The following is a 17,033-nucleotide window of genomic DNA, read 5'->3' as shown; positions in this document are numbered from 1 at the left end:
AGATAGGACGTCGCCACGCTGCGGTGGCGCCTCAATCCGGTTCGGCACATAGAGGAAAAGCATGAAAATTTTTGACGCCGCAAGTACCGCCGCCGCTTTGCCTTATTCCGAGCTGGTGCCAGCGCTGGTCAAGGTCGCGCAGCAACTGCGGGAAGGCGAGATCAATGCCCCCGAGCGGATGGTGGTGGAAATCGATCCGGCCAGCGTGCTGCTGTGCATGCCGGCTGTCGCCGCCGATATCGGCATGACCAAGCTGATTACCGTGCACGCCAATAATGCGCAATATCAGCTGCCGGCAATTCAGGGTGAAGTGGTGGTGTTCGATGCCGCCAGCGGCCGCCGACTGGCGTTGCTGCATGGTCCAACTGTCACCGCGCGGCGCACCGCTGCGGTAAGCCTGCTTGGCATCGAGGCGTTGTTGCCGGTCAAGCCGAAATCGGCATTGTTGATCGGCACCGGCGTGCAGGCGATCGCCCATGCTGATGGCTTGATCGATTATTTCGGTGTCCATGAGTTCTGGGTATCTGCGCGCGATTTGCAGAAGACCCAGGCATTTTGCGATGCACTGCAGCTGCGCCATCCACAGATTACGGTCAAGCCGCTGGCTGCTGCTGCACTGGCCTCGGATGTACCCCCTGTCGATGTCATGATAGCGCTAACCACGTCACGCAGCGCGGTGATCCCAGTGAATATCGCAGCGAACACATTGGCGATCGGCGTCGGCGCGTTCAAGCCCGACATGGTGGAGTTTCCAGCCGAACTTTTGCATAGCCGCACGGTGGTGGTGGATTGCCTGGCCAGCGCCAAACATGAGGCTGGCGATCTGCTGCAGGCAAAGATCGATTGGGATAAAGTGCGCGAGTTGCCGGATGTGCTGGCGCACGGGTTTGTGCAGCAACCGTTGTTGCCGGTGTATAAAACCGTTGGACAGGCGGCCTGGGATCTGGCCGCTGCGCGGGTGGCGATTGCATCGTTTGCAGATTGACGCCGCGCTTAGATAAACGAGGAGAGCATTTGATTCGGGACGCGTTAAAAACTGATTGCATGAGCCTGACCGCGTTGTCGATACAGGTCTGGCTGCACACCTACGCGACCGAAGGCGTCAGCGACGATCTTGCGCGGGAAGTATTGTTGACGTTTACGCCGGCGTATTTCCAGGACCTGATCGATGATCCCGATTACCGTCTGTTCGTCGACGTCAGCGACGAGAATCTGCTGGGTTATATCCTGCTCGACCTCGATTCGCCATGCGCCACGAACAATTATGGCGGCGTCGAGGTCGATACGCTTTATGTGCAGGAGCACTTCCATGGCCGCGGCATAGGCCGCGCGCTGCTGGACCACGCCATCCGGAATGCCGGCGAGCGGCTGTGGCTGACGGCCTGGGCCGGCAATACGCAGGCCCTGGGTTTTTACAAGGCCTATGGCTTCGCCGATATCGGCATGACTTGGCACGAGTTCGAAGAGCAGAAATACGAGAACCGTATCCTGGCCCTGCAAAAAACTTAAGCCCTTAAGCGCCTAACCAAGGCAAGCCTGCCTTGCACCAGCCGTTGACGTTCTTGCGATGGCCGTTGTTATCCTTGTCGCCTTCGAAGCCTTCCAGGATATTGAAACAGTTGGTATAGCCATGCTCGGTCGCCAGTTTGGCGGCATGTTGCGAGCGCACGCCGGAACGACAGAGAAACAGCAACGGTGTGCCTTTTTCCGCGACCTGCGCCAGTTGCGCCAGGAAATCCGCATTCTGGACACCGCCCGGATATTGCGACCACTGCACCGCTGCATGCTGCACTTCACTAATCACCACCCGGCCGACCCAGTCGCGTTCGGCATTGGTGCGGACATCCACCAATATCGTCGCGGGATCATCCTGCAACAAGGCAAAGGCTTCGTTCGGCGTGACGGCGCCGGCGTAGGGCAGACGGCCTTCCTGGCCGCGTTGCCTGGCTGTGGTGAGAAGTTCGTCGCGGGTTGTCATGGTATCGCTCCAGAAATTTGTTGTATTAGTAAATTAATATGTCGCCGGATTTGAGTGCACCAATTATGTGCGTAACTTAATTCAAATTCAGTAAACGCACGAAAATAGTGCTTCCGTTATTAAGTGCACCAATGTGGTAAGTCGAAATTGATGCAGTCATCATGCCAGATGCAGGAAAAACGCCATATTAAGCCTTTCAAGCAAGCATATTACTAGGCCGAATAAGCCTCGCGCTTAAAACGGATGGTGGCATGGATTCTGCTATCATCCTGCACTGAGTTCTGGTCGTACTGAATTGCTGTCCGGTCATAGTTTGCTCACTGCCTGACCATGATGTTACTGCGACGCTGCAAGCCGCGCGCAACAGATCTTGAGCATGGCGAACAATTTAAAAACTGCAGTACTTTTATGCAAGTACTTTCATCTTTAGGAGATTCACATGGCAATGACGGCCGCAGAAGTCTTGAAAATGGCAAAAGACAACGAAGTCAAATTCGTTGATTTTCGCTTCGCTGACACCAAGGGCAAAGAGCAGCACGTAACTGTTCCAGTCTCCCATTTCGATATCGACAAGTTCGAATCGGGTCATGCATTCGACGGTTCTTCTATTGCTGGCTGGAAGGGTATTGAAGCTTCCGACATGTTGCTGATGCCAGATCCAAATACCGCGAACATCGATCCGTTCATGGAAGAAACCACATTGTTCATGCAATGTGACGTCATCGAACCATCCGACGGCAAGGGCTACGACCGTGACCCACGCTCCATCGCCAAGCGCGCTGAAGCCTACCTGAAATCGTCCGGCCTGGGCGACACAGCCTATTTCGGTCCAGAACCAGAATTCTTCATTTTCGACGACGTCCGTTGGGGCGCCGACATGTCGGGCTGCTTCGTCAAGATCGGTTCCGAAGAAGCATCGTGGAGCACCGGCGCCAAGCTCGAAGGCGGCAACACCGGCCATCGTCCAACCGTCAAGGGCGGCTACTTCCCAGTGCCACCAGTCGACAGCTTCCAGGACATGCGTTCGGAAATGTGCCTGATCCTCGAATCGCTGGGCATTCCGGTTGAAGTGCATCACCACGAAGTGGCTGGCGCCGGTCAAAACGAAATCGGCACCAAGTTCTCGACCCTGGTTGAGCGAGCCGACTGGACCCAGAACCTGAAGTACGTGGTCTGGAACGTGGCTCACACCTACGGCAAGACTGCCACTTTCATGCCTAAGCCTATCGTTGGCGACAACGGTTCCGGCATGCACGTGCACCAATCGGTATGGAAAGACGGCAAGAACCTGTTCGCTGGCGACGGCTATGCCGGTCTGTCGGAATTCGCACTGTTCTACATCGGCGGCATCATCAAGCACGCCAAGGCACTGAACGCGATCACCAACCCAGGCACCAACTCGTACAAGCGTCTGGTTCCAGGTTTCGAAGCACCGGTCAAACTGGCTTACTCGGCACGTAACCGTTCGGCTTCGATCCGTATTCCACACGTGGCCAATCCAAAGGGCCGTCGTATCGAAACCCGTTTCCCTGATCCACTGGCTAACCCATACCTGTGCTTCGCGGCATTGCTGATGGCAGGTCTGGACGGCGTGCAGAACAAGATCCATCCAGGCGAGGCAGCTTCGAAGGATCTGTACCATCTGCCACCAGAAGAAGACAAGCTGATCCCAACCGTTTGCTCTTCGCTGGACGAAGCACTGGAAGCCTTGGACAAGGATCGCGAGTTCCTGACCCGTGGCGGCGTATTCAGCGACAGCATGATCGATGCTTACCTGGATCTGAAGATGCAGGAAGTTCAACGCTTCCGCATGACAACCCACCCGATCGAATTCGACATGTACTACTCGGTATAAGTCGTTTCGCAAGTTTGAACCGCCGCTCTTGCATCATGCAAGGCCGGCAGTTCAGCGAGATCGATGAAATAAAAGGACAGGAAAGGTTTTCCTGTCCTTTTTGCTTTTTCAGACTGGTTTTCGGCAATGATATGAATCTGCAGGATGGTTTGTCATTGCCAGTTTCTTGGCATAAACTAGCGTCTCCATTGAATTGCGAAGAAAATCTATGAAGCGTCCTATGTTGCGTTTTTCCCGGCAATTTCTGCTGCTGGCCGTGGTCGGCATCGCTGCTGGCAGTGTTCACGCCCAAAGCGAAGTGTTTCTGTGCGTTGACCAGAATGGCGTCAAGGAATACAAGAACACCGGCGACACCAAAGGCTGCAAACGCGTGAGCCTGCCGCCGCTGACTGTCAGTTCATCCAGCAAGCCGAGCACGGGTGGTGGCGGTGGTGCAGCTTCGAGCAAGCCGGCAGCCAGCACGCCGTCGGATTTTCCTAAAGTGGATAACGGCACGCAAAAAGCGCGCGACAATGATCGCCGTCAGATCTTGCAGGATGAATTGAGAAATGAACAACAGCGCCTGGCTGACCTCAAGAAAGACTACAACGATGGCGCGCCCGAGCGCCAAGGCAATGAGAAAAACTACGCCAAGTATCAGGAACGTGTGGCATCGATGAAAGAAGACATCTCGCGCAGCGAGAAAAATATCGAGGCGCTCAACCGCGAGTTGGCGAATCTGAAATAACTCATCTGCTTGGTATCAACCTTGCTTTACTCATAAGGCCGCTATTGCGGCCTTTATTTTTGCCTGCCGGGCGTGGCAGGAATCGGTTCGATTTTCGGACCAGGCCGATGCCGGACGCACCATAATGTTGCGATCTTGTATATTCCATGCCGACATCGCTCGCAAAGCTTGTTATGCTCGGAAAATGCACCATTCAAATGCAGCGAATCGTGCCGGTGCCATCAGCGCCATCGTGTTTTCCAGCATCTCCAATGCGATTTGATGGCGGCGTCGAATCCGGCCGGATATGCGCTTGCACTACGTTTTCTTATAGGAACCTCGGATGCCCACAAAAACCGCTGAACGATCGGCGCTTGCCAGCCTCGACCTGCTGGCGTCTGCCGTGCTGTTGCTCGATCGGCAGGGACGCCTGGTATTTGCCAATGCCGCCGCCGAAAACCTGCTGGAAAGCTCCTGCCGCTTGCTGGTGCAGCAAACGCTGTCGGACTTATTCCTCAACCCGGAACAGTTGCTGGCGATTTTTCAACAGGCGCTGGAGCACCAGTTCGACGATTCGCGCCAGGACCTGATCCTCGAGCGCATGGGCCGCGAGCCGCTGTGGGTCGACACTATCGTCACCGCGCTCGATAATCCTGATGTGCCGGTATTGATCGAGTTGCGCGAGAACGTGCAGCAGCTCAAGCTGGAGCGCGAGGAAAGGCTGATGGATCAAAGCCAGGTCAACAAAGAGTTGATCCGCAATCTCGCGCATGAAATCAAGAATCCGCTGGGCGGCATTCGTGGCGCCGCACAGTTGCTGGAGTTGGAGCTGCCGGAGCGCCATCTGAAGGAATTGCGCGAGTACACGCAAGTCATCATCAAGGAGGCGGATCGGCTGCAGACGCTGGTCGACCGGCTGCTGGCGCCGCACCGGCTGGCGCAGATCGTCGGCGACGTCAATATCCATGAAGTGTGCGAGCGGGTGCGTAGCCTGATCGTCGCTGAATTCCCGAGCGGGCTGACCATCAAGCGCGATTACGATTTGTCGATCCCGCAGTTTCGCGGCGACAAGGAACAGTTGATCCAGGCCATCCTGAATATCGCCCACAATGCAGCACAAGCGCTGCAGGAACGCATCAAAGCGGGCGATGCCGAGCTGACTTTCCAGAGCCGGGTGGTGCGCCAAGTGACGCTGGCCAAGGTCCGTTACCGGCTGGCACTAGACTTGCATATCATCGACAATGGACCCGGCATCCCGGCCGAGATCCAGGAGCGCATTTTCTATCCATTGGTATCGGGCCGCGATGGCGGCAGCGGCTTGGGTTTAACGTTGGCGCAAACCTTCGTGCAACAGCACATGGGTGTCATCGAATGCGAAAGTCGGCCGGGATGTACCGATTTCAGAATTCTGATACCGCTGCCGTGAACTTGCGGTCGGCTTACCCGCCGGCCGTCGTGGTAATGACAAACCAGTCAAGCAAGTTCGTGAGCGGATTCTTGATGCAGCATAAAGAGAAAAGATATGAAACCAATCTGGATTGTTGACGACGACGAATCGATTCGATGGGTGCTTGAAAAAGCGCTGGCCCGCGAAAATCTGAGCACCAAGAGTTTTTCCAATGCACGCGATGCAATCGAAGCATTGCAAACGAGCACGCCGCAAGTGCTGGTGTCCGACATCCGCATGCCGGGCGCATCCGGTCTGGAGTTGCTGCAAACCGTCAAGGCCAAATTTCCTGGCGTTCCGGTCATCATCATCACTGCTTTTTCTGATCTTGACTCCGCCGTTGCCGCATTCCAGGGCGGGGCATTCGAATACCTCGCCAAGCCGTTCGATGTCGACAAGGCGGTCGAACTGATCCGCCGCGCGCTGGAAGAAAGCCTGCGCGAAGCCAATGTCGAACAAGCCTCGGCCGAAACGCCGGAAATCCTCGGCCAGGCACCGGCGATGCAGGACGTGTTCCGCGCCATCGGGCGCTTGTCGCAATCGAATGTGACGGTACTGATCACCGGCGAGTCGGGCACCGGCAAGGAGTTGGTGGCGCGCGCATTGCACAAGCACAGCCCGCGCGCATCGCAGCCGTTCATCGCGCTCAATACCGCGGCGATTCCGAAAGATCTGCTGGAGTCCGAATTGTTCGGCCACGAGCGCGGCGCGTTCACCGGCGCCCAGGCATCGCGCCGCGGACGCTTCGAACAGGCCGAAGGCGGCACCTTGTTCCTCGATGAAATCGGCGACATGCCGTTCGACTTGCAGACTCGGTTGTTGCGGGTGCTGTCCGACGGCCATTTCTATCGGGTTGGCGGCCATCAGTCGTTGAAAGCCAACGTGCGCGTGATCGCCGCCACTCACCAGAACCTGGAAACCCGGGTGCGCGAAGGCTTGTTCCGCGAAGACTTGTATCACCGCCTCAACGTCATCCGCCTGCGCCTGCCGAGTCTGCGCGAACGGCGCGAAGATATCCCGATCCTGACCCGTTATTTCCTCAGCCAGAGCGCCAAGCAACTCGGCGTCGAAAGCAAGCGGGTATCCGACAATGCGATGCGTTTCATGAGCGGCCTGGAACTGCCGGGCAATGTGCGCCAGCTGGAAAACCTGTGCAACTGGATCACCGTGATGGCGCCCGGCCAGACGGTCGAGATCAAGGATCTGCCGCAGGATCTGGTCAGCGGCCGGGAACATGGCTCGCAATTGGAGAGCCCGGCCAATCGGCCGGTGGCGTTTGATCCGCATTACTCGGCGGCGCCGGCGACATCCGCTGTAGCGACGCCGTATCAGGAGATTGCCGCAGCACCGAGCTCAGCGGTCATCGACAAGCAGAGCTGGATTGCCTTGCTCGAAACCGAAGCGGCTCACATGCTGAGCAATGGCGATGCCGATGTCATGGATGTGCTGGGGCGTCAGTTCGAGTCGGCGCTGATCAAGATCGCCTTGCGCCACACGCATGGCCGCAAGAACGATGCCGCGGTGCGCCTCGGCATCGGGCGCAACACCATCACACGCAAGATCCAGGAACTGGGGATCGACGGCGCCAAGGATGATTAGCCAGAAGCGAGAATAAAACAGGGGGGAGTGCAAGTTTTAATGCCGTTCAGTGAAGACTGAACGGCATTTTTTATTTGCAAGACCCGGCAGGGTGGGCACTTGTGCCCACGCGGAAGACCGGACACGCGATGAGTAATTTCGGCGTGGGCAGAAATCTGCCCACCCTACGGTTGGGCACCCCGTTTCAGCTGGAATACGCATATCATCAGGCGTGGAACCAATAATGAGATTATTCGTTCTTAAACCAATCTTAAACCGATGATGTCGGTCTGAAAGATTTAAAATTTATCTCGATTGGCAACGGCAAAGAGCGTCTGTATGCAGAATGGCAATACCTGCGCTGGCTCAACCAATCGACCCGTTGCACCGATATTGTCGCTACGGCGACGCCGTATGCAACCTAACGCCACAGGACTGGAACAACATGACTGCTTTGAACACCCGTATTGCTTCTGCTTTGACACTCACGGCCTTGCTGGCTGGCTGCGGATCCAGCGTGCCCCTGGCCGAGACCAAGCCGGAACCTGCAGTATCGAACCTCTTGAACCTGGCGCCGACACCGACGGCCAGCTTGGTGGTTGGTAATTTTTATTGTGAACTGGGCAATCGTGTCGATTTGTCCAATGAAAGCAATGGCGACGTCAAGCTGAACTGGAAAGGGCGCAGCTATTCGATGATCACGGTCACTACGACTACCGGCGCGGTGCGGCTGGAAGACAAGGCCAGCGGCCTGGTATGGATCCAGATTCCGGCCAAGTCGATGCTGCTCAATTCCAAACTGGGACAGCAATTGGCCAACGAATGCAAGGTGCGTTGATGTCCTGATTGCCCTGATTGTCCTGATGGGGCGATGATGCAATAACGGATTCATCCAGTTGCAAAATGTTTGTCTGAGAAGGAATGCAATGTCCGCTCATGTCTCCAACGTTCGCCCTGAATACGACAAGGTACTGGTCGATATTGTCGACTACGTAACCAAATACAAGATTGACTCCAAGCTGGCCTACGATACTGCGCGCAATTGCCTGATCGATACGCTGGGTTGCGGGCTGGAAGCACTCGAGTATCCGGCTTGTAAAAAACTGCTGGGGCCGCTCGTCCCGGGTACCGTGGTGCCCAACGGCGCCAAAGTACCGGGCACGCAGCACCAACTTGATCCGGTGCAAGCGGCATTCAATATCGGCGCCATGATCCGCTGGCTGGATTTCAACGATACCTGGCTGGCAGCCGAATGGGGGCATCCGTCCGACAATCTGGGCGGCATCCTGGCGACTGCGGACTGGCTTTCGCGCAATGCGATCGCCGCCGGCAAGAAACCGCTGAAGATGAAAGATGTGCTGACCGGCATGATCAAGGCGCACGAAATCCAGGGTTGCATCGCGCTGGAGAATTCCTTCAACAAGGTCGGCCTGGATCATGTGGTGCTGGTCAAGGTGGCGTCGACCGCGGTGGTGGCCGAGATGATGGGCCTGACGAGAGAAGAGATCCTGAACGCCGTGTCGCTGGCTTGGGTCGATGGCCAGGCGCTGCGCACTTATCGCCATGCGCCGAACACCGGGTCGCGCAAATCCTGGGCGGCCGGCGATGCGACTTCGCGCGCGGTGCGCCTGGCATTGATCGCCAAGACCGGCGAGATGGGCTATCCGTCGGTACTGACCGCCAAGAACTGGGGTTTCTACGATGTGCTGTTCGACGGGCAGCCATTCAAATTCCAGCGCAAGTACGCATCCTATGTGATGGAAAATGTGCTGTTCAAGATTGCATTCCCTGCCGAATTTCACGCGCAAACCGCGGTTGAAGCGGCGATGACGTTGCATGCCGGGCTGGCCAAGGCCGGCAGGTCGGTCGACGACATCAGCAAGATCACGATCCGCACCCACGAAGCGTGTATCCGCATCATCGACAAACAGGGCCCACTGAGCAATCCCGCCGACCGTGACCACTGCATCCAGTACATGGTCGCCGTGCCGCTGATCTTCGGCCGTCTCAACGCCGGTGATTACGAAGACGGCATCGCCTCGGACCGACGCATCGATGCCTTGCGCGACAAGATCGTCTGTGTTGAAGACACGGCTTTCACCAAGGATTACCACGATCCAAAGAAACGTTCGATTGCCAATGCGCTGACGGTTGAATTCAAGGATGGCAAGAAGCTAAAGGAAATCGTGGTCGAATATCCGCTCGGCCATGCGCGCCGCCGCAAGGAGGGCATTCCGCTGCTGGAAGCCAAGTTCAAGATCAACCTGGCGCGTCAGCTCCCTGCCAAGCAACAACAAGCGATACTGGACGTTTCTTTGGATCAGAAGAAACTGGAGGATATGGCTGTCAACGAATATGTTGACCTGTATGTAATTTGATCATTGCACGAGGCGCCCGCAGAGGCGCCCAAGCTACGATTCTTTATAAGAAAACCAGGAGACAGCATGAGTTTTGCTACTTTTTACCAACGGTCGATTGATGATCCGTCCGCATTCTGGAGCGAGCAAGCCAGGCGGATCGACTGGCACCATCCGTTCTCGCAGGTGCTTGATGATAGCCATCCGCCATTTACCAAATGGTTTGTCGACGGCACCACCAACCTGTGCCATAACGCGGTGGACCGCTGGATCGGGACGCGTGGCGAGCGGCCGGCGCTGATTGCCATCTCCACCGAAACCAATACTGAAAAAACCTATTCCTTTCGCGAGCTGCATGCCGAGGTCAACCGCACCGCCGCCATCATGCAAGCGCTTGGCGTCGGCCGCGGCGACCGGGTCCTGATCTATATGCCGATGATTGCCGAGGCGATGTTTGCGATGCTGGCTTGCGCCCGTATCGGTGCGATTCATTCGGTGGTATTCGGCGGTTTCGCCTCGAACAGCCTGGCGAGCCGGATCGATGATGCAACGCCTAAATTGATCGTCTCCGCCGATGCCGGTTCGCGCGGCGGCAAGGTGGTTCCGTACAAGGGTTTGCTGGACGATGCGATCAAATTGGCGCAGCACAAGCCGGCGCACGTATTGCTGGTCAACCGTGGCCTGGCTCCGATGGAAATGGTGCCAGGCCGCGATGCCGATTATGCCGAACAACGGCAATTGCATATCGACGCCAAGGTGCCGGTGGTCTGGCTGGAGTCGAATGAAGCGTCCTATATCCTGTACACCTCCGGCACGACCGGCAAGCCGAAGGGCGTGCAGCGTGATGTCGGCGGTTACGCAGTGGCTTTGGCGACGTCGATGGACGCCATCTTTTGCAGCAAACCGGGCGGCACCTATTTCTGCACTTCCGACATCGGTTGGGTGGTGGGCCATTCATATATCGTCTATGGGCCGCTGATCGCGGGCATGGCGACGGTACTGTATGAAGGCCTGCCGATCCGACCTGACGGCGGCATCTGGTGGAGCATCGTCGAGAAGTACAAGGTGACGCGCATGTTTTCGGCGCCGACGGCGATCCGGGTATTGAAAAAGCAGCCGCCTGAACTGATGAGGAAGTACGATCTGTCGTCGTTGCAGGCCTTGTATCTGGCTGGCGAACCACTGGATGAAACGACTTCCAGCTGGATATCGGAAGCGCTCGGCGTGCCGATTGTCGATAATTATTGGCAAACCGAATCCGGCTGGCCGATCATGACCATCGCCAAGAATATCGAAGACAAGCCGTGCAAGCTGGGCAGTCCCGGCGTGCCGATGTATGGCTACAAGGTGCGCCTGCTGAACGAGGCGACCGGTGCGTTATGCGGTGCCAACGAGAAGGGCGTGGTGGTGATTGATTGGCCGCTGCCGCCGGGCTGCATGCAAACCATCTACGGCGACGACCGGCGCTGCGTCGATACCTATTGGTCGACCCCGTCCCCGGAAACCGGGCGGCCGATGTACTCGACATTCGATTGGGGGATTCGCGATGACGATGGCTATTATTTCATCCTCGGTCGCACCGACGATGTCATCAATGTCGCCGGCCACCGGCTCGGCACGCGTGAAATCGAAGAAAGCATTTCGAGCCATCCGAATGTGTCCGAGGTGGCGGTGGTCGGTGTCGAGGATAAGTTGAAAGGCCAGGTGGCCGTTGCTTTCGTGATTCCCAAGGTCGCAGACAACACGGCAGAGGGACGGGCCGCCCTGGAGGCAGAGATCATGCGCGTGGTCGACAAGCAGATCGGTAGCGTCGGCCGGCCGGCGCGGGTGTATGTGGTCGGCCTGCTGCCGAAAACCCGCTCCGGCAAGTTGCTGCGCCGTTCGATCCAGGCGATCTGCGAAGGCCGCGACCCGGGCGACCTGACAACCATCGAGGACCCGTCTTCGCTGCAGCAGATCAAGGATGCCTTGCGTGGGTAATCGCTAATAGAGTGGAGTGGGTGATGCCATTGATTTGGCCGATTCGTTCAAGCACAGGCGATTGCACGGTATGATTGTACACTCACCCGTGCAACCTTATTTATCGCCATGACCCACGCTATCCGCCAGGCAACCATCGCCGATGCTGCCGCCATTTGCCAGATTTACAATCCCTACATTCTGGACACCGCCATCAGTTTTGAAACCGAGCCGGTGACACCTGAACAGATGAGCCAGCGCATCGCTGATATCACGGCACATCTGCCGTGGCTGGTATGCGTCGAAGATGGCCAGATTCTCGGCTATGCCTACGCCACCAAGTGGCGCGCTCGCGCAGCCTATCAGCATGCGGTGGAGAGTTCTGTGTACTTGTCTGGCGCAGCCGGCGGCAAGGGATTGGGCAGCGCCTTGTACCACGCCCTGATCGCCGAACTGCAAAAATTGCCGGTGCATACGGTGATCGGTGGCATAGCGTTGCCGAACGCCGCCAGCATTGCCTTGCACGAAAAAATGGGATTTGAAAAAGTCGCACACTTTGCCCAGGTCGGCAAGAAATTCGATCGCTGGATTGACGTCGGTTATTGGCAACGGGTTTTGTGATGGCTGCATCGTCGCCGTTGCCGATCATCGATGGCGTTGCACCAAGCTATCTGTGGCTGCCGGTTGGCGAATGGCCGAATCTGCTGAGCTTTCTGGAACAACGCTTCCCAGCCATCGACAGCGCCACCTGGGTGGCGCGCATGGCGCGCGGCGAGGTAGTTGACGGCAACGGCCTGCGGCTGGCGCCGGATAGCCCGTATCGACGCGGCAGCTGCATTTTCTATTATCGCGAGCCGCCGACGGAAACGCCGATTCCGTTTGAGGCTTCCATTCTTTATCAGGATGAGCGGATACTGGTGGCCGACAAGCCGCATTTCCTGCCGGTGATTCCGACCGGGCGCTTCCTGCACGAAACCCTGCTGGTGCGCCTGAAAAAACAAACCGGTCTGGCCGACCTGACGCCGATTCATCGGCTCGATCGGGAAACCGCCGGCGTGATTGTCTTTTCGCACGACATCGCCAGCCGTGGCGCGTATCAATCGTTGTTCCAGCAACGGCTGGTCGACAAGACCTACGAGGCATTGGCGCCGACTGCGCCGCAGCTCGCCTTGCCGCTGGTGTATCGCAGTCGCATGGTGGATGGTACGCCGTTCTTCCGGATGCAGGAAGTTGAGGGCGAGCCGAATTCGGAAACGCGCATCGAACTGATCGAACGGCGCGCCACCTGCAGCTTGTACCGCTTGCATCCGCTGACCGGCAGGAAGCATCAATTGCGTGTACATTTGGCAGCGCTGGGGATACCGATCATCAACGACACCTTTTATCCGGATGTCTATCCCTGCAAGGGCGACGACTTCTCGGCGCCGTTGAAATTGCTGGCGCGCGAGATCGCCTTTATCGATCCGCTGGATGGACGCGAGCGGCGTTTCTCCAGTCTTCGCACCTTGTGACAGCGCCGGCCGCAATCACCATACAGGAACACAGGTTTTGGAAAAAATGAAAAACACCAGGAGTGCGCAATGAGATCAACCCGAGCCACCGCAGCGGTCGAGCGCCTCAATGCCCGCAGCACCGATCTGCGCTATTCGATGGTGCGGACGGCGGACGAATTGTTCTACCTGACCCAGAACGCCGGCATGGCAGCGCCGATCCGTCTCAGCGAGGCATTGGAGCTTGACGACTTCGTACGTTTCGTCAATGCCTACGGTCCGCAAAAACCGAAGCGGATCAGCAAGCTGGACGTCGCGTTTGAAAAGCAATTGCAGAAAAAAGACTAGCTCGCATCATGAACCAGACCGCCACCTGTAGTGCACAGTTGCATGCGATCCTGGTGCACGGAATGGGGCGCACACCGGTGTCGATGCTGTTGCTGGCCAAACGCTTGCGCGCGGCCGGCATCAAGCCCCATCTGTTTGGTTATTCGGCGGCATTCGAGCGCTGGCAACCTTGTGTTGATCGCCTGCAGCGTTTCATCGCAGTCCGCAGCGGCGATGCGCGCTTCATCGTGGTCGGCCATTCGCTGGGCTGCGTGTTGACGCGCGCCGTATTACCGCAATTGGCGCAGGCACCGCAGATGTGTTTTTTCCTGGCGCCGCCGACCCGTGCCTCCAGTTATGCAATCAAACTGTCACAGTGGCGCTTGTTCCGGCTGATCACTGGCGAAATGGGCCAGCTGCTGGCGAATCAGGAGTTCATGGAATCTCTGCCGATCCCACAGGTTCCGCTGCGCATCTACGCCGGCATCAAAGGCCCGCGCGGCAGCTGGACGCCGTTCGGCGACGAGCCGAACGACGGCATCCTGTCGGTCAGTGAAGTGCAGTTGGCTTCATTCCCGCTGCAACTGCTGCCGACCATCCATACCATCATCATGAATTCGCAGCAGATGACGGATGATTTGCTGGCAGCAGTGCAAGATTGGTCGGGAGAGATGCGAAATGGCCAAGTTGGCGGTATGCGGGATTAAGTTGATTTGAATACCGATGTTGCAAGCAACGAAGCTCAGCAATCAAGCAGGTGAAGCAGAGTTCCGGCTAGACAGTTTCGCAAGCCGTCTCGACGTTGTAAGTCTTGCATAAGTCGCTCAATCTTGTTGTTGCATATCGATACAGTTGATTGTCGAACTGGTTTTGTCGATTGAATTCCTGATACAGGCTCTCGCCAATTTCTTGCCTGATGGTTTCTTCCTGGCTGGAGGTCTCGGAACGGTTCACATGTTCCGGCTGCAGCGCCAGTTGAGGAAACGACGTGCGATAAGCGCGTTCGATAACCTTGAGAGATTGCGCGTATTTTTCGACTACGCCAAGCACCGGCCAGCTTTCCAGTAATGCACGCGCTTCCCGCAAGCTCTCCTCGGTGGCTTGCGCTGCAAGTATCCCGCCGTCGGCAAAGGATGCTGAAGACAGGTGAATGACCTGGTAGTCGCGAATCACGACACCGCCGGGAGCGCCAGATAAAGCCCACTCAAGATAGTCAGAAAAAGTACCTGAAGTTGCGTCCCTGAATGGCTGCGACGGATCCTTGCGAGTAAATTCGTATACCGACCGTGCCCGCAGCAATGGATTTCTCAAGAAAACAATCGGCAGCGCATTGGCATGAGGCAGAGGAGGCCGCGCAAGATGGCTCGATAGCGATCTTATGGCTTGGTTTTTTTTCAGGAATTCATACAAGTCCGCACTCGTTTTTAAATCATGCGAGTGGCTGCCTTCGTAGCTTGTCCACTGGTCTCCGAAGTATTGTTGGAGTGCCAGATCGAGGCTAGTGCCTGCATTCTTGAAGATGTGATAGTGGACAATGACAGGAGGATGATCTTCATTTTGTTGGAGTCGTTTCGGATTGATTCCAAGGCCATTGGAATCATAAATTGTCGTCTTGATATTAAATTGTTGTTGTGTGGCAACAATAATTGGGGTGGATTCAGACGTACTGTCGTCCGATAGAAAATGCTTCATTTGTGAGTGAAAAAGCGATTGCGCGCCCACTTGGCAGGCTATCTGAAATCCGTACAAAAGTACGGAAATGAGAAAGTTCCTACAAAGTAAACGTACTCCCCTGACATATTTTTTTGTGGAAACTTTTGATAATGCAATGACTGCTTGAGGCAGGAGATGCTGTCATTATCAATATATCTGGAAGAAAATCTCATGAAAAAGAAAGCGCTTATCATCGCCCTGTTATTCGCCGCAGGTTTCACCTCCAACGCAGTTCTTGCTGCAGACGGCACGATCACATTCACTGGCTCAATTAGCTCCAAGACATGCCAAATTAACGGCAGCGCTCCAGGATCGGGAAGCCACGACATAGACAAGGAACTGCCAAGTATCTCGGCCGATTCGTTGGCGACTCCTGGTAGAACCGACGGTAGTACTGGCTTTCACATAGACATTGGTGCGACTGGCGACTCAGGCTGCCCCGACGGCACACGTACCCAAATCAGCTTCGATCCACTTAGCCCATTGATCAATCCGGTGACCGGCAATCTGAAAAATACCGGGACGGCGACAAATGTTGAGGTGCAGATTTTCGATCTCAACGGCGGTTATTCTCAAATGCATCTGTTTAATAATCCTGTTTCACGCGAAGTTGTCGTCGTGGGCAATAAGGCCAGGCTGGACTTTACAGCACAATATATCGCTACCGGCGGCCCCGTTACAGGTGGGTCGGTAATCACATCTGTTTTGTATTCCGTCGTGATGAATTGATGTTCGTGATTGCTGCCGACTTTTGGGGCGGCTCTTTGCGTTAAATGAGGTTGAGCTAAAGATGCACTATTTACGGGAAAAGATTGCAGCGCGGTCTCTGTTTGCGTTTTACATTTGCTTCGTTGGGTTGCTGACACGGATGCCGGCGCATGCAGGAGTGGTCATCGATGGTACGCGTCAGATCTATCCTGCGCAGAGTCGGGAAATAACCATCAAGCTGACCAATGCTGATAAAAATCTGCCGCGCCTGGTGAAAGTGTGGCTTGCAGATGGTGATGGCAATACGACAGCGGAGCAGAGCGATGTGCCATTTACAATCACTCCTCCTGTGTTTCGTATGGAGCCGGATCAAACCCAGTCACTACGCGTGGTTTACGCCAAAGAGCCTTTGCCGACCGATAGGGAGTCGCTGTTCTGGTTGAACGTGCTGGAAATGCCGCCCGACGTACATAGTGGCGAGGATACCAACCGGCTGCGCTTTGCCTTTCGAATCCGGTCGAAACTGTTTTTTCGACCGGAGGGACTGGCCGGGAGGTCGGAAGATGCGCCTGCACAGTTGATCTGGTCTTTGGTCAAGGCCAGTCAGGGGCGGCTGCTGGAAGTGCGTAATCCTTCCCCCTATTACGTTTCGTTCCAGAGCGTGGCTTTGCTCACCGGGGACGAGGACGGTGCCCGAACGATCCAGAGCGATCAGTACGAGATGGTTGCCCCTGGCGGAACTCAGCAGTTTCTACTCAGGGAAGCGGTTGGGGTCGCTTCCGACAGAGCTCAGGTTGAATTCTCGGTCGTCAGTGATTTTGGCGCGTTCTCCGCCCCCATTCGAGCCCCACTCCTACTGTAATTCCAACACCCTTTCGCCATTGCAGTCCGGGTTCCCGCCTTCGGTCGCGAGGC

17 protein-coding genes are annotated in these 17,033 nt (G+C 56.3%); 15 read left to right on the top strand and 2 right to left on the bottom strand.

Features of this window, described 5'->3' with window-relative positions:
- Positions 1-61: 61 nt before the first annotated feature.
- Positions 62-985 carry a delta(1)-pyrroline-2-carboxylate reductase family protein gene (locus ACIPF8_RS08640; RefSeq protein ID WP_400419648.1) on the top strand — a complete coding sequence of 308 codons (924 nt, stop codon included), beginning with the start codon at positions 62-64 and terminating at the stop codon, positions 983-985.
- A 59-nt stretch (positions 986-1,044) separates the two neighbouring features.
- Positions 1,045-1,509 carry a GNAT family N-acetyltransferase gene (locus ACIPF8_RS08635; RefSeq protein ID WP_400419645.1) on the top strand — a complete coding sequence of 155 codons (465 nt, stop codon included), beginning with the start codon at positions 1,045-1,047 and terminating at the stop codon, positions 1,507-1,509.
- A 4-nt stretch (positions 1,510-1,513) separates the two neighbouring features.
- On the opposite strand, the gene ACIPF8_RS08630 is transcribed toward ACIPF8_RS08635, so the two are convergent.
- On the bottom strand, positions 1,514-1,978 hold the full coding sequence (locus tag ACIPF8_RS08630) for a rhodanese-like domain-containing protein (RefSeq protein ID WP_400419642.1): 465 nt from the start codon (positions 1,976-1,978) through the stop codon (positions 1,514-1,516).
- 439 nt (positions 1,979-2,417) lie between these two features.
- Here ACIPF8_RS08630 and glnA point away from each other — a divergent pair, with 439 nt between their 5' ends.
- The 11 genes from glnA (at position 2,418) to ACIPF8_RS08575 (ending at position 14,404) form a co-directional block, all read left to right on the top strand.
- Positions 2,418-3,833, top strand: a complete 1,416-nt coding sequence (gene glnA, locus ACIPF8_RS08625; protein ID WP_400419640.1) for a type I glutamate--ammonia ligase — start codon at positions 2,418-2,420, stop codon at positions 3,831-3,833.
- Positions 3,834-4,041: 208 nt separating this feature from the next.
- On the top strand, positions 4,042-4,560 hold the full coding sequence (locus ACIPF8_RS08620) for a DUF4124 domain-containing protein (RefSeq protein ID WP_400419637.1): 519 nt from the start codon (positions 4,042-4,044) through the stop codon (positions 4,558-4,560).
- A 322-nt stretch (positions 4,561-4,882) separates the two neighbouring features.
- Positions 4,883-5,965: a nitrogen regulation protein NR(II) gene (gene glnL, locus ACIPF8_RS08615; protein ID WP_400419635.1), complete on the top strand. Its 1,083-nt coding sequence runs from the start codon at positions 4,883-4,885 to the stop codon at positions 5,963-5,965.
- A 96-nt stretch (positions 5,966-6,061) separates the two neighbouring features.
- Positions 6,062-7,585: a nitrogen regulation protein NR(I) gene (gene ntrC, locus ACIPF8_RS08610; protein ID WP_400419632.1), complete on the top strand. Its 1,524-nt coding sequence runs from the start codon at positions 6,062-6,064 to the stop codon at positions 7,583-7,585.
- 424 nt (positions 7,586-8,009) lie between these two features.
- A complete protein-coding gene (locus ACIPF8_RS08605) occupies positions 8,010-8,402 on the top strand; it encodes a hypothetical protein (protein WP_400419629.1) in 393 nt (130 codons plus the stop codon).
- A gap of 88 nt (positions 8,403-8,490) precedes the next feature.
- Entirely contained in the window at positions 8,491-9,942 is a 1,452-nt protein-coding gene (locus ACIPF8_RS08600; protein WP_400419626.1) for a bifunctional 2-methylcitrate dehydratase/aconitate hydratase, read from the top strand.
- 66 nt (positions 9,943-10,008) lie between these two features.
- Complete coding sequence (locus tag ACIPF8_RS08595; protein WP_400419623.1) at positions 10,009-11,901, top strand: propionate--CoA ligase; 1,893 nt, start codon at positions 10,009-10,011, stop codon at positions 11,899-11,901.
- Between the two features lie 108 nt (positions 11,902-12,009).
- Entirely contained in the window at positions 12,010-12,501 is a 492-nt protein-coding gene (locus tag ACIPF8_RS08590; RefSeq protein WP_061534289.1) for an arsinothricin resistance N-acetyltransferase ArsN1 family B, read from the top strand.
- Positions 12,501-13,391 (top strand): RluA family pseudouridine synthase, encoded by an 891-nt coding sequence (locus ACIPF8_RS08585; RefSeq protein ID WP_400419619.1) that lies wholly within the window; start codon positions 12,501-12,503, stop codon positions 13,389-13,391. The genes ACIPF8_RS08590 and ACIPF8_RS08585 overlap by 1 nt, the downstream gene beginning before the upstream one ends.
- A 69-nt stretch (positions 13,392-13,460) precedes the next feature.
- Entirely contained in the window at positions 13,461-13,718 is a 258-nt protein-coding gene (locus ACIPF8_RS08580) for a hypothetical protein (RefSeq protein ID WP_400419617.1), read from the top strand.
- Between the two features lie 8 nt (positions 13,719-13,726).
- On the top strand, positions 13,727-14,404 hold the full coding sequence (locus ACIPF8_RS08575; RefSeq protein ID WP_400419613.1) for an esterase/lipase family protein: 678 nt from the start codon (positions 13,727-13,729) through the stop codon (positions 14,402-14,404).
- Between the two features lie 67 nt (positions 14,405-14,471).
- Here ACIPF8_RS08575 and ACIPF8_RS08570 read toward each other — a convergent pair whose 3' ends face one another.
- Positions 14,472-15,389, bottom strand: coding sequence for a hypothetical protein (locus tag ACIPF8_RS08570; RefSeq protein WP_400419611.1), 918 nt, complete (start codon positions 15,387-15,389; stop codon positions 14,472-14,474).
- A 192-nt stretch (positions 15,390-15,581) separates the two neighbouring features.
- Here ACIPF8_RS08570 and ACIPF8_RS08565 point away from each other — a divergent pair, with 192 nt between their 5' ends.
- Positions 15,582-16,139, top strand: a complete 558-nt coding sequence (locus tag ACIPF8_RS08565) for a fimbrial protein (RefSeq protein WP_400419608.1) — start codon at positions 15,582-15,584, stop codon at positions 16,137-16,139.
- 61 nt (positions 16,140-16,200) lie between these two features.
- Positions 16,201-16,980 carry a molecular chaperone gene (locus tag ACIPF8_RS08560; protein WP_400419605.1) on the top strand — a complete coding sequence of 260 codons (780 nt, stop codon included), beginning with the start codon at positions 16,201-16,203 and terminating at the stop codon, positions 16,978-16,980.
- Positions 16,981-17,033 lie beyond the last annotated feature (53 nt).

This window comes from Collimonas sp. NPDC087041 (genome assembly GCF_044745265.1).
In the GTDB taxonomy this organism is placed as follows: Bacteria; Pseudomonadota; Gammaproteobacteria; order Burkholderiales; family Burkholderiaceae_D; genus Collimonas.
Note: the sequence above shows the minus strand (reverse complement) of the source record. Positions and strands in the feature narration are given on the sequence as shown.